Raw genomic sequence first — 12463 nt, 5'->3', positions numbered from 1 at the left:
AGAAGGGCAGAGAATATGGAAATTCGAATTGATGACTTGAGTGGTGGTGAAGTGTTACAACTTTTGCAGGAGCACCTCCAAGATATGTACGCGACGTCACCACCAGAAAGTGTTCATGCATTGGATGTGGATGCGCTTAAATCGCCTGAAATCACCTTTTATAGTGGGTGGGTCGGTGAAAAACTGCTCGGTTGTGTTGCGATAAAATCACTCGGCGACCAACACGTTGAACTGAAATCGATGAGAACATCGAATAACGCCCGAAATCAAGGCGTTGCCTCTGGCTTACTGGAACATGTGATACAGCAAGCGGGCGCGAAGGGATACAAGACCATCAGTTTAGAAACGGGTTCGCAGGCATTCTTTCAACCGGCTCGCTCTCTGTATGAGAAATATGGATTTGAGTATTGCGGGCCGTTTGGGGGGTATAAGGAAGATCCTCACAGTCGATTTATGACTCGCCCTCTATGATGGGTAAAACGCCAATTATTGATGGTGCCATCTATGTTTGCGGCTTAGTGAGTCACTAAGCCGCTATTTCGTTTTACTCTGGTTTTAGGGCAAGTACTTTGTCAATGTCAGCAGCGCTGTTGCGTTGCGGTACTTGTTCCCATGCTTCACCCCACGAACGGTTGACTACTCGGCCTCGCTGGACGGCTTCACGCTGTTCGATCTCTTTTGCCCAGCGTAAAACGTTGGTGTAGCCCTCAGCTTGCAAGAACTCTACAGCATCGTAGGCATGACCAAGTACAACGTTTCCGTACCACGGCCATGTTGCAATATCCGCAATGGTGTATTCGTCACCCGCAAGGTAGCGCGTTTTAGCGAGCTGTTTGTCTAGCACATCCAGTTGACGCTTTGCTTCCATGGTGAAGCGGTTGATTGGGTATTCAAACTTTTCTGGGGCGTAGACATAGAAGTGACCGAAACCGCCACCAAGATAAGGCGCAGAGCCTTGTAACCAAAATAGCCAGTTTAGCGCTCGGGTTCTTGCAGCGATCTCTTTTGGTAAAAAGTGACCAAATTTCTCTGCCAAGTAGAGCAAGATGTTCCCCGATTCAAACACGTTAATTGGCTCGTCACCTGAACGGTCCACCATGGCTGGGATCTTTGAGTTTGGGTTAATCGAAACAAAATCGGAACCAAACTGATCGCCATCGCCAATCTTGATTATATAAGCGTCGTACTCAGCTTGAGTCACGCCAAGTGCCAGCAGTTCCTCAAGCATGATCGTTACTTTCTGACCATTAGGAGTCGCGAGCGAATAGAGTTGAATCGGGTTATCGCCCACAGGCAATGCCTGTTCGTGACGGGCTCCAGAGTCTGGACGGTTAATACTGGCCCATTGGCCGCCGCTTTCGTCGTCCATAGTCCAAACTTTTGGTGGTTGATACTGAGTTGTCATTGTTATTCCTTATCCAAATTGATATCCGGCAATCACTATCATTGGGCTAAAAACAACAAATAAAAAGAGTGACACAGAGAAACTGATAGATCGGAAAGTTATTGAAAAGCGTTTGGAAGAATAATAAGGCGCTCTCAAGTTTGTAGGAGCGCCTTTGGGGTTACTTTTTCAGTTCGGCTAACGCATCGTGCAGGCTATTTACGATTTTGTGCCCAAGCGCTCGAACTTCGTCACATGGTTCAACTAAATCTGGGATCTGAAACGTGGTCATATTGGCGGACACCGCGCTGCGAACGCCATTGTTTGAATCCTCAAACGCCACACACTGATTTGCCTCGATACCTAAACGCTTGGCGGCAAGAAGATAGATCTCAGGATCGGGTTTGCCGTGAGTCACTTCACAGCCACAAGTGAGGCTTTTAAAGTACTTGTCCAATCCCGCAAGGCGCAGTTTGGCTTCGGCGACCTCTTTGTGAGTTGAGGTTGCGACTGCGGCGGGAATATTGTTTGCTTTTAACCATTCGAGTAGCTCGATCACGCCATCTTTAACTGGAATGGCCTGATGTTTAACAATGGCATCGTAGTTTACTCGCCATTCTGCGTGGAGAGCATCGTAATCTTCGCCATACGCATCGCGGAATATCTTCTCGATACCGGCAGAGTTGCGGCCAATAATGGAGAGGTAGACGGCTTCGTGAAACGGCAGTTGTAAAGTCTCGCATGCTTGTTTGAATACACGCATACAGACACGCTCTGTATCGAGCAGGAGACCATCCATATCGAAGATAGCGGCTTGAAATTTCATGGGATTACTTACTACAAACTAACAAATTGATGGTCGAGTGTGGCATATTTTGTTTTGCTGGAAAAGCCGATTTATGGCGTTCAATCGTTATGAAAGAGGATTGAATGATAAGAGGTTCCTATAGAGTATCAGGGACTTAGCGATAAGTAGTTAATTTGATAGATGTTGTTTAGTACACTGGCGTAACAAAAAACGAATAACCAGGAGAGGAAGTCATGGAGAAAGCAGTCGCTTTTATTGGGTTGGGCGTGATGGGATACCCAATGGCGGGTTATTTAAGTAAGGCTGGGTATTCAACAAAGGTATACAACCGTACGTTTGCCAAAGCTGAAAAGTGGGCAGGCGAATATGATGGCCAAGCGTGTGAGACGCCAAAACAAGCCGCTGAAGGTAGCGACATCGTCTTTGTTTGTGTCGGTAATGATGATGACGTTCGCAGCGTCGTTTACGGTGATGACGGCATTATTGCAGGTCTTAAGCCGGGTGCTGTGCTGGTGGATCACACCACGACATCGGCAGAGCTGGCCGTAGAGCTTGCAAAAGCGGCGCAGGATAGCGGTCATCAATTTATCGACGCTCCAGTGTCTGGTGGACAAGCTGGGGCTGAAAACGGTGTGCTAACCATTATGTGTGGCGGCGATCAGCAAGTGTTTGATCGTGTCTCACCGGTGATGGACGTTTATGCAAAGCAAATCAGCCTACTTGGGGAAAACGGACAGGGGCAACGCTGTAAAATGGTCAACCAAATCTGTATTGGCGGTATTTTACAAGGGTTGAGTGAAGCGTTGCTGTTGGCACAAAAATCAGGCTTAGATATTGAACAAGTGGTCGAAACGCTTAAACATGGTGCAGCAGGATCATGGCAGATGGAAAATCGCGCCGTGACAATGTCACAAGATAAGTTTGATTTTGGCTTCGCGATCGACTGGATGCGCAAAGATTTAGGATTCTGCCTAAAAGAAGCAGAGCGCGTTGGGTTGGATTTACCACTGACGCGCAAAGTTGACCAACAGTACGCAGCCCTACAAGAAGAGGGCTTGGGTCGAATGGATACGTCTGTTTTGATGAAAGCTGTCGCGAAAGGACAGTCTTCAAACTAGTAGAATATAAACAGTTCTTTGGTATCGAATAGTTTAAAAAAATCAAAAGTATTCATAGCCAACTCTCCTCAGTGTGGAGGTGCAATGCACCTCCTTTCTCATTGTTGCTATAGATTAACCCTAGAGCAAAAAGCGACAGTCTGCCAAATTAAAGGCGCTTGCTTGGCTCAAACAAGCGCCTATTGTCGTTACTTCACATCGAATCGGTCGGCATTCATCACTTTTGCCCACGCCGAGACAAAATCGCGAACGAACTTCTCTTTGTTGTCGTCTTGAGCGTAGACTTCTGCATAGGCGCGCAAGATAGAGTTCGAACCAAACACTAGATCAACGCGTGTTGCTGTCCAGGTTTCCTCATTTGTCGCGCGATCAACCAAGGCGTAAGAGTTACGTCCAGTTGGCTGCCAGCGGTAACGCATGTCGGTTAACGTCACGAAGAAATCGTTAGTTAGCGCGCCGACGTTATGGGTAAACACACCGTGCTGTGATCCACTATGGTTAGCGCCTAGTACGCGAAGGCCGCCGATCAGCACCGTCATCTCAGGTGCCGTTAATCCTAGAAGTTGCGCTTTATCGAGCATCAGCTCTTCTGGCGCGACGGCAAAGTGCTGCTTCTGCCAGTTTCTAAAGCCGTCAGCAACAGGCTCAAGTACCGCGAAAGAATCGACGTCAGTTTGCTCAGCAGAGGCGTCTCCTCGACCTGGTGAAAATGGCACTTCCACTTCAACGCCAGCAGCAAGAGCGGCTTGCTCAATGGCAAGGTTACCCGCCAGAACTAGGGTATCAGCGACACTTATTTGCGCGTCTTGGGCGATCTTCTCGAGTACGGCCAACACTTTCGCTAAACGTTCTGGTTCGTTGGCTGCCCATTGATTCTGTGGGGCGAGTCGAATACGCGCACCGTTAGCACCACCACGCTTATCGGAGTTGCGGTAGGTACGTGCGCTATCCCATGCCGTTGCGACCAAATCTTGGACGCTAAGTCCGCTTGCTGCGATTTTCATCTTAACTGCATTCACGTCGTAATCGTCTCGACCAGCCGGAATCGGGTCTTGCCAAATTAGCTCTTCAGCTGGAACATCTGGGCCAAAGTAACGGCTTTTTGGTCCCATATCGCGGTGAGTCAGCTTGAACCAAGCGCGAGCAAACGTCTCTGAGAAGTACTCTGGATCCTTGTAGAAACGCTCAGAAATCTTGCGATACTCAGGATCCATTTTGAGCGCCATATCAGCATCGGTCATCATAGGATTATGACGAATCGATGGATCCTCAACATCTACAGGTTTATCTTCTTCTTTGATATTGTCCGGTTGCCACTGCCATGCACCAGCAGGACTTTTAGTTAGTGACCAATCATAGCTAAACAGCAGGTGGAAGAAACCGTTGTCCCATTGAGTTGGATGCGTTGTCCAAGCACCTTCAATACCACTTGTCACTGTGTCACGGCCCACGCCTCTTGACTCGTGGTTGTTCCAGCCTAAACCTTGCTCATGAATGTCTGCGCTCTCAGGATCGTCACCCAGTTTGCTCGCATCACCATTGCCGTGCGCTTTGCCCACCGTGTGACCGCCTGCGGTTAAGGCGACGGTTTCCTCATCGTTCATACCCATACGTGCGAAAGTGGTTCGCATGTCTGCTGCCGTTTTAAGTGGATCTGGGTTGCCATCGACACCTTCTGGGTTCACATAGATTAGTCCCATCATGACCGCGGCTAATGGGTTTTCTAGATCTCTATCACCGGAGTAGCGGCTGTTTTTGGCTTGGCTGTCTGCTAGCCACTCTTGCTCTGAACCCCAGTAAATGTCTTTCTCTGGATGCCAAATATCTTCGCGGCCGAAAGCAAACCCGTAGGTTTTGAGTCCCATTGATTCATAGGCCATGTTGCCCGCAAGGATCATAAGGTCTGCCCAACTGATTTTGTTGCCGTATTTCTGCTTGATAGGCCAAAGTAAGCGTCGAGCTTTGTCAAGGTTGGCATTGTCTGGCCATGAATTAAGAGGAGCAAAACGTTGGTTACCGGTTTCAGCACCGCCGCGACCATCGCCAATACGATAAGAACCCGCAGAGTGCCACGCCATGCGAATCATAAGGCCGCCATAGTGACCCCAATCCGCTGGCCACCAATCTTGGCTGTCGGTCATTAGTGCTTTAAGGTCGTGCTTTAATGCGTCAACATCGAGCTGTTTTAGCGCTTCGCGGTAGCTAAAGTCGGCGTCCATTGGGTTCGACTTGTGATCGTGTTGGTGCAAGATATCTAGGTTGAGTGCGTTTGGCCACCAAGCGACATTGGAAGAGTTGGCTGACGTTGCAGCGCCATGCATGACAGGGCATTGGCCGCCGGATTGAGTATTTTTATGTTCCATGATTTGCTCCTAGTGTGTTGCACTGCTCAGTCTCTGACACTATTGGTCTCACCACGGAACAATGCTGAATAACAACCACGAATACACTGTGGTTTTGCTTTACTCAGAATAGGCGCAGAATCAGGATTGATAAATCTGGTTGTGTCTATGTTATTGATAGGTGGTTTCTATGCGTTTGCAGTTAACGCGTGACAGCCTGGTTGGGAGAGGGGGTAAGCACTTGATTGGTGCCGCTAACGCCGGCGGCACCTTGCTATTATTTAGCCATGTTGAGCTTCTAGTGCTTGAGCAGTGTGCCATGAGTCATGGCTTTCGAGTTGCTGAGCGTATCGAGCGATGTTGGGGTAGCGCTCAACCAATCCAAACTTACTTAAGATTTCAACAATGAATGACATCATAAAATCAGCGCCCGTAAGCTTGTCTGCCACTAGGTATCGTTTGCCATCAAGCGATTGATCTACGTAGCTCATTACCTTGTGCAACTCGACTTCCGCGTAATCTGCTAGGAAGTTTGTTGGCGCTCCATCTTTAGCGACAAAGGTCTTTAGTAGCAAAGGGAGTGCGGCAGAGCTTTCGGCAAAGTGTAACCATTGAAGGTATTCCACGTACTCTTCGCTGTCTTGACTTGGCGCGAATTTCTCAGGCGCGTATTTGCTGATTAAGTACTCGGTAATCGCGCCAGACTCTGTAATCACTCGACCTTGCTCTTCAATCACTGGCGATTTACCAAGCGGATGAATCAATTTAAGCTCCGGTGGGGCAAGAAAAGTCACACTGTCTCGGCGGTACGGGACGATTTTGTACTCTACGCCCAGCTCTTCCAACAACCAGATAATGCGTTTAGAACGTGATTGATTGAGGTGATGTAAAATGATCATGCTTGCTCCTAAACGGGTTCGTTTGTTTTGATGACAAGTTTGCCGAAGTTTTTCCCTTCAAGCAGGCCAATGAAGGCTTCTGGTGCATTTTCTAGCCCTTCAACCAAGTGCTCACGGTAGTGAATTTTGCCCTCTGATAACCACTGAGTCATTTGAGAGGCAAATTCACCATAGCGATGACCATAATCATCAAAGATGATGAAACCTTGCATCTTGATATGTTTAATCAGCAATTGCGCCATCAGCATTGACATGCGATCTGGACCTTCAGGAAGCGAAGTTGCATTGTATTGAGAGATAAGACCGCACAGTGGAACGCGAGCACCAGTATTGAGTAGCGGAAGTACGGCATCAAACACTTTGCCACCGACATTTTCGAAGTAGACATCAATACCTTGGTCACAGGCTGCGGCCAGTTGCTCTGCGAAGTCTTCCGCTTTGTGGTCGATACACGCATCAAAACCAAGTTGCTCGGTCGCGTAGCGGCACTTCTCTTCGCCACCTGCAACACCAATGACTCGACAACCTTTCAGCTTACCAATTTGGCCAACCATCGAACCAACAGCGCCAGTGGCCGCTGCAACGACCAGAGTATCACCTTCTTTTGGTTGGCCGATATCAAGCAGTCCCATATAGGCGGTAAAGCCAGGCATTCCCATTACGCCCAGCGCGTAGGAAGGGTGGCTTGGGTTCATTCCCATTTTAATAAGACCTTCGCCATCTGAAATGCCGTAATCTTGCCAGCCAGTGAATCCTAAAACCCATTCTCCTTTATCAAAATTTGGGTGGTTGGATTCTACAACTTGACACACGGTGCCACCGACTATGGTCTCGCCAATTGCAACAGGATCGGCGTAAGACTTAGCATCGCTCATTCGGCCGCGCATGTAAGGGTCAAGAGAGAGGTAGACACTGCGCAGCAAGACTTCGCCATCTTTTACGGTAGGAATCGAATTGTTTTCTAGTCGGAAGTTGTCTGGAGTTGGTGCACCTGTCGGGCGAGATGCAAGTACGATTTGTCGATTAGTAGGTTGAGACATAGCTGTTTTCCTTATTAGACCGGTCGTCTAGTTGTTATTTCAAAAAATCCCGTCATACAGTGTGACGGGAGATTTCTATGAGTTAGAGCGTAAACGTTGTTGAGTTGTAAGCAAGCACAGCTCAAGGTTGGTTTGATCTTGCATGAGCTTGTTGAGCAAACTTGCCCCCAGCCACTGTTGATAAAGCTGTCTAGCCACCATAGAGCTGTTCATTTCATCAATTGAACCATCCTCGATACCACGTTGAATGGTTGACGCTAACGCTCCAATAATTAACTCAGCGCCTTTTGCTAACGAAACGCGCATCGAATCAGAAAGATCAGACACTTCAGCGCTCAGTTTGACGATAAGGCACTTATTTGCGTTGCACACGCCATTTTCAACGTTGAGCCAACGTGAAAAGTAGTCGAGCAAGCAGTCGTAGCCACTCACGTCATTTTGATTAAGCACGGGATGAATACGTGACATATAGGTGTGCACATACTCTTCGATCAACGCTTCCCCAAACTGCTCTTTGGATTTGAAGTAATGATAAAACGAGCCTTTAGGGACATCTGCCGACTTCAAAAGCTGGGAGAGACCGACAGCGGTAAAGCCTTTGTTGACGATAAGCTCATAACCAACGTGCAAAATGTGTTGGCGAGTGTCTTGTGTTTTCGAGTTCATGGCGAGAGGATAATAGCAATTAGACCAGTCGTCTAGTGTTATTTTGATCGTCAATGATCCCTTCGCCAATATTTGCACCTATCTTGCTATTTTTGCTTGAGGGGATAAACGTCACTTTTCATAGGAATTGCCTATGTTCGTTTAACCAGTTCGAAGTGAATAACGAATAAATGATTGTTGTTTGGGTAGATCTCGCGGATAAGCTGTTTCAGTTTCGGTAGTTCAATGTACTCTTGCTCGGCGTGAAACTCGTTGATGTCGTCGAAGTGTAAAGGCTCTACCGAGAGGATTTTTACGTCACACACTTTGGTATCGGTTTCGAGTGTGTACACCTCGACAGTGGTGCCAGGGACATAATCGGCTTCCGATTCATCTCTGATGGTAATCGTCTTGTTACCTGCCGCGACTAGTGGAGTCAAAAACTCGAAAAACGTTATTTTAGTTGGGTAAGTCATGGGTGGTCCTACAAATACTCATATTTTTCGTGGCAGAGAATACTACGAACGAACCGAGAAAAGATACGTCGCAAGTGCACCGTGTGATAAAGGGATGGAATTTATCCCGATATAGAGAATAGATATATTCAACTGATTTACTATCCTTAAGGGTAATGAGTTCGAAGGGAGCGTCGAATGAAGATTGTGTCAGTTGTTGCCTTTTTGGTGGTATTGGCGGCTAGTAGTTGGTGGTTGATTGAGGAGCAACCATCGCCTCATGGGTTAGCAGAAACTTCGGTGAAAGTTGCTGTGTCACTTACGCCTCTCAGTACGCCGTTCTTTATTGCGCAAGAGCAGGGCTTTTTTGCCAAACACGGGCTGGATGTTGAAATCATGCCTTGTAAAGGCGGAGTGAAGTGCGCTCATTTGCTGCAAGAAGATAAGGTAGGTTACGCGACCGCTTCAGAAACTGTGGCACTGTTTAATCGCTATCATCATAGCAATGTCTCGATTTTGTCGAGTTTTGTCCGTTCAAGTAATGACCTCAAACTTTTAGCACTCGAGGCGAATAACATTAGCAAACTGTCGGATCTTGCTGGCAAAAAAGTGGGCATTGTTAAGTCCAGTTCGAGTGAATTCTACTTTGATCTCTTGTTAATTACCCATGCTCTACAGGATTTGCAGGTAGAGCGGGTGTACATTCAGCCAGATGAATTGGTTGCGGCTTTGCTCTCGTATCAGGTTGATGCGATTTCAATTTGGGAGCCGTATGGCTATAGAGCGACGCTCGTGTCTGCTTCTCCGTTGGTCAACTTGGGCACAGAAGGGGTGTATCAATTGTCCTTTAATCTGTTATCTAAATCCGCAAGAGGAGAGGGTAGAAAGGAGCAAGACCGATTGCTCTTGCTAGCGCTGTCTGATGCCATTGAATGGATAGAAGCGAATCCAGATGACAGCATCGATCTTATCAGCCAAGAGCTCGGCATATTGCCTCAGCAAGTGAACTGGGCTTGGAATGACTACGTTTTTGAGCTCACCAACGACTACAGCCTGCTATCCAATTTACAACTGCAAGCAAGGTGGGCGTCAGAGCGCAATATTCTTGAAGGTGATCCTGTCGATGTCAGAGCTTTGGTTGACTATCAACTTCTAGGGACAGTGGATTAGGAGTGACAATGAAAGGATCAATCACTTCTAAAATGTATACGCTACTTGGGATTGGTATTCTGATGACAGTGATATCCGCGTGGTCAATGTACAGTTTGTACAACCAACACGTTGAGGCAACACGCAACCAGATGAAACTGCTTGAAATCCAGACGGAAGTCAGTGCTCTGCAAGGTGAACTATGGCTCTACTTAGAATATAAAGATGACAAAAGCTTTTCTAATCTCGTTGAGCAGCAAAAACGATTGTCTGAACGATTGGCCATGTCCAACGTCAATGTTAGTAAAGTGACTAAACTCAACCGACTAAACAATCAACTTACCGCTCTTTTATCGGAAGACAAGCAGTTTCAGGCCGAGCTCAAGCAGCTGTCTGCAAGACGCGATTTCGTCGCGCAGCGACAAGCGGTATTGACGGGGCGTTACAATATGTTGATTCAAAACATGTACGAATACATTTCAAGCGAACATGAAACCGAACTTTCCCAGACCAACCTCAAAATTGAGGAGACCATGGTCTATCTTGCGGTTGTGCTGGTGATGTTCTCTGTTGGTATGAGCTTCGCTGCGTTTATGCTGCTTAAAAGTTTCCGTATTGGCGCACGCGCGATTTCAACGGCCATTAACAGTGTTAAAAAGCGTCGTTTTTCCCATCGAATTCACTGCGAACACTTAGACAATGAGTTCAGTACATTGGGAAAAACGTTTAACGCAATGAATGAAGAGTTAGAGCACAGTGTGTTTACTAAGTCTCAGTTGGAGAACGAGGTCAGTAAACAGACCCTTGAACTGGAAAAGAAAACGCATGCGCTCGAATATTTGTCAGAGCATGACTCTTTGACGGCATTGCTCAATCGACGCTCGATGGAAAAACGCTTGCAAACCGCGCTAGAGAAAGCAGAGAGAACGGGGCTATTGGTAGCGTTGCTTTTCCTCGACTTGGATAAGTTTAAAGAGATCAATGACACCTACGGCCATGATATTGGTGATGAAGTTTTGATTCGTCTTTCTGAGCGCCTTTTAACCGTCACGAGGAAGACGGATATCGTGAGCCGTTTCGGCGGGGATGAGTTTGTTGTGTGCCTAGACTTACTAACGGACAAGTCTTTCATTTCCGCTAAAGCGACTCAAATCATTCACGAAGTTGAGCGGCCCATTATCATCGGTAATAAAGGCCATTATGTTGGCGTCAGTATCGGTATTGCCGTCTACCCGAATTGTACTGACAATCATCGTGACTTAGTGAAATTGGCCGATCAGGCAATGTATATCGCGAAAGAGCGCAAAGGCAGCCACTTCGTATTCGCCAAAGAGAAACCCTCTAATGTACTTAAAGTGGTCGATGATTAAAGAAAAGAGGCCAACTTGGCCTCTTTACTCGATTGGGACTATTGATTGAGTCTTTTGTTCATCGGCACGACTTTGCGTGGTTCAAACCCTTCGATCACTCGGCGTTCAATCAGGTGACCTAAACGTGCTTCAATCATGCACAGATTTTTAAAGTTGTCCTTTGACACGAACGAAATTGCTTCGCCTTGCGCGTCGGCACGACCAGTTCGGCCAATGCGGTGAACGTATTCATCGGCAGGGAAAGGCAGGTCATAGTTGATTACACGAGTGAGCCCTTCGATATCGATACCACGAGCGCCGACACCGGTTGCAATCATGTACTTGATTTTGCCTGCTTTGAAGTCAGCCAGCAGTTTAGAGCGCACCGCTTGGCTGCGTCCACTGTGGAATGCCTCTGCCTCGATCCCGCGCTTTTCTAACTGCGATGCCAGTTTGGCTGCGCCGTGCTTCGTTTCGATAAAGATCAGGGCTTGGTCCCAGTTATTCTCTTTGATCATGTGGCTAAGTAGAGCCGATTTTTTGTCTTTATCAACAGTGATAAGCCATTGTTCGATGTTCTTTTTTGATGCTTGATTGGCGGCGATCGAAATCTCAAACGGGTCATGCACGGCGGTTTTCGCCAAGTCTCGTACTTTGTTAGAAAGCGTCGCGGAGAACAACAGGTGCTGAATATCGGTTGGCAGACGATCTAGAATCTTATTGATGTCATCGATGAAGCCCATGTCGAGCATGCGATCTGCTTCATCCATTACCAACACTTCGATTTCCTCAAAGTGAACCGCGCGCTTACCGTACATATCGAGCAATCGACCCGGTGTTGCGATAAGAATATCGACACCCTCGATAAGGGCTTGCTTTTGTGGCTTTTCATCCACGCCACCATACATTGCGAGAGACGTAAGTGATAAGTTCTGACCGTAGTCGCGCACTTTCTGTTCAATTTGTTGAGCCAGTTCGCGAGTCGGCGTAAGAATTAGCGCACGTACTCGTTTTTTTCGCTGAGTTTCACCCTTCGCCAATTTTTCCAGAATAGGCAAAACAAAACTTGCGGTTTTTCCCGTGCCGGTTTGAGCGGCCGCAATAAGGTCATCCCCTTGTAAAATGACAGGAATCGCTTTGCTTTGGATGGTTGTGGGTTTGCTGTAACCGAGAGATTGAATGGCTTGAGTTAACGGTTGGCTTAGGCCTAGTTTTGCGAACGGCATGGGTGACACTCTGTGTTAATAGTCTTGAGGAATCAAATCCCCTGAATT

12 protein-coding genes are annotated in these 12463 nt (G+C 47.3%); 4 read left to right on the top strand and 8 right to left on the bottom strand.

Translation table 11 applies throughout. From position 1 onward, the window contains the following. The first annotated feature begins 15 nt into the window (after positions 1 to 15). Positions 16 to 471, top strand: a complete 456-nt coding sequence (locus RJ47_RS16700; protein ID WP_039485418.1) for a GNAT family N-acetyltransferase — start codon at positions 16 to 18, stop codon at positions 469 to 471. Between the two features lie 73 nt (positions 472 to 544). Here the strand turns inward: RJ47_RS16700 and yghU are convergent, their stop codons facing one another. Both yghU and RJ47_RS16690 read right to left on the bottom strand, forming a co-directional pair. After that, the gene (gene yghU, locus RJ47_RS16695; RefSeq protein WP_039485416.1) at positions 545 to 1405 is read right to left on the bottom strand and encodes a glutathione-dependent disulfide-bond oxidoreductase; all 861 of its coding nucleotides are present in this window, start codon (positions 1403 to 1405) and stop codon (positions 545 to 547) included. 160 nt (positions 1406 to 1565) lie between these two features. After that, positions 1566 to 2210 (bottom strand): HAD family hydrolase, encoded by a 645-nt coding sequence (locus tag RJ47_RS16690; protein WP_005472354.1) that lies wholly within the window; start codon positions 2208 to 2210, stop codon positions 1566 to 1568. A 215-nt stretch (positions 2211 to 2425) separates the two neighbouring features. On the opposite strand from RJ47_RS16690, the gene RJ47_RS16685 reads away from it, so the two are divergent. Continuing rightward, positions 2426 to 3310: an NAD(P)-dependent oxidoreductase gene (locus tag RJ47_RS16685; RefSeq protein WP_038214145.1), complete on the top strand. Its 885-nt coding sequence runs from the start codon at positions 2426 to 2428 to the stop codon at positions 3308 to 3310. 188 nt (positions 3311 to 3498) lie between these two features. On the opposite strand, the gene katG is transcribed toward RJ47_RS16685, so the two are convergent. The 5 genes from katG to yqfB form a co-directional block, all read right to left on the bottom strand. Next, positions 3499 to 5673: a catalase/peroxidase HPI gene (gene katG, locus RJ47_RS16680; RefSeq protein WP_039485412.1), complete on the bottom strand. Its 2175-nt coding sequence runs from the start codon at positions 5671 to 5673 to the stop codon at positions 3499 to 3501. Between the two features lie 260 nt (positions 5674 to 5933). Next, a complete protein-coding gene (locus RJ47_RS16675; protein ID WP_039485409.1) occupies positions 5934 to 6551 on the bottom strand; it encodes a glutathione S-transferase family protein in 618 nt (205 codons plus the stop codon). Positions 6552 to 6559: 8 nt separating this feature from the next. Continuing rightward, on the bottom strand, positions 6560 to 7591 hold the full coding sequence (locus RJ47_RS16670) for an NADP-dependent oxidoreductase (protein WP_039485407.1): 1032 nt from the start codon (positions 7589 to 7591) through the stop codon (positions 6560 to 6562). Between the two features lie 75 nt (positions 7592 to 7666). Then, positions 7667 to 8257: a TetR/AcrR family transcriptional regulator gene (locus RJ47_RS16665; RefSeq protein ID WP_039485860.1), complete on the bottom strand. Its 591-nt coding sequence runs from the start codon at positions 8255 to 8257 to the stop codon at positions 7667 to 7669. A 131-nt stretch (positions 8258 to 8388) separates the two neighbouring features. Next, positions 8389 to 8712 carry a N(4)-acetylcytidine aminohydrolase gene (gene yqfB / locus RJ47_RS16660; protein WP_039485404.1) on the bottom strand — a complete coding sequence of 108 codons (324 nt, stop codon included), beginning with the start codon at positions 8710 to 8712 and terminating at the stop codon, positions 8389 to 8391. A 177-nt stretch (positions 8713 to 8889) separates the two neighbouring features. On the opposite strand from yqfB, the gene RJ47_RS16655 reads away from it, so the two are divergent. Together RJ47_RS16655 and RJ47_RS16650 are read left to right on the top strand one after the other, a co-directional pair. Further along, entirely contained in the window at positions 8890 to 9861 is a 972-nt protein-coding gene (locus RJ47_RS16655) for an ABC transporter substrate-binding protein (protein ID WP_039485402.1), read from the top strand. A gap of 8 nt (positions 9862 to 9869) precedes the next feature. Beyond that, positions 9870 to 11210, top strand: coding sequence for a diguanylate cyclase domain-containing protein (locus RJ47_RS16650; protein ID WP_039485400.1), 1341 nt, complete (start codon positions 9870 to 9872; stop codon positions 11208 to 11210). A gap of 38 nt (positions 11211 to 11248) precedes the next feature. On the opposite strand, the gene RJ47_RS16645 is transcribed toward RJ47_RS16650, so the two are convergent. Beyond that, positions 11249 to 12415, bottom strand: coding sequence for a DEAD/DEAH box helicase (locus tag RJ47_RS16645; RefSeq protein ID WP_039485398.1), 1167 nt, complete (start codon positions 12413 to 12415; stop codon positions 11249 to 11251). Positions 12416 to 12463: the final 48 nt, after the last annotated feature.

Source organism: Vibrio sinaloensis (genome assembly GCF_000808535.1).
Classification (GTDB): Bacteria; Pseudomonadota; Gammaproteobacteria; order Enterobacterales; family Vibrionaceae; genus Vibrio; species Vibrio sinaloensis_D.
Note: the sequence above shows the minus strand (reverse complement) of the source record. Positions and strands in the feature narration are given on the sequence as shown.

Coding starts and splice junctions, on each gene's coding strand:
- RJ47_RS16700 (WP_039485418.1), top strand. CDS start 16: ATGGAAATTCGAATTGATGACTTGAGTGGTGGTGAAGTGTTACAACTT.
- RJ47_RS16655 (WP_039485402.1), top strand. CDS start 8,890: ATGAAGATTGTGTCAGTTGTTGCCTTTTTGGTGGTATTGGCGGCTAGT.
- RJ47_RS16690 (WP_005472354.1), bottom strand. CDS start 2,210: ATGAAATTTCAAGCCGCTATCTTCGATATGGATGGTCTCCTGCTCGAT.
- RJ47_RS16675 (WP_039485409.1), bottom strand. CDS start 6,551: ATGATCATTTTACATCACCTCAATCAATCACGTTCTAAACGCATTATC.
- RJ47_RS16670 (WP_039485407.1), bottom strand. CDS start 7,591: ATGTCTCAACCTACTAATCGACAAATCGTACTTGCATCTCGCCCGACA.
- yqfB (WP_039485404.1), bottom strand. CDS start 8,712: ATGACTTACCCAACTAAAATAACGTTTTTCGAGTTTTTGACTCCACTA.
- yghU (WP_039485416.1), bottom strand. CDS start 1,405: ATGACAACTCAGTATCAACCACCAAAAGTTTGGACTATGGACGACGAA.
- katG (WP_039485412.1), bottom strand. CDS start 5,673: ATGGAACATAAAAATACTCAATCCGGCGGCCAATGCCCTGTCATGCAT.
- RJ47_RS16665 (WP_039485860.1), bottom strand. CDS start 8,257: ATGAACTCGAAAACACAAGACACTCGCCAACACATTTTGCACGTTGGT.
- RJ47_RS16650 (WP_039485400.1), top strand. CDS start 9,870: ATGAAAGGATCAATCACTTCTAAAATGTATACGCTACTTGGGATTGGT.
- RJ47_RS16645 (WP_039485398.1), bottom strand. CDS start 12,415: ATGCCGTTCGCAAAACTAGGCCTAAGCCAACCGTTAACTCAAGCCATT.
- RJ47_RS16685 (WP_038214145.1), top strand. CDS start 2,426: ATGGAGAAAGCAGTCGCTTTTATTGGGTTGGGCGTGATGGGATACCCA.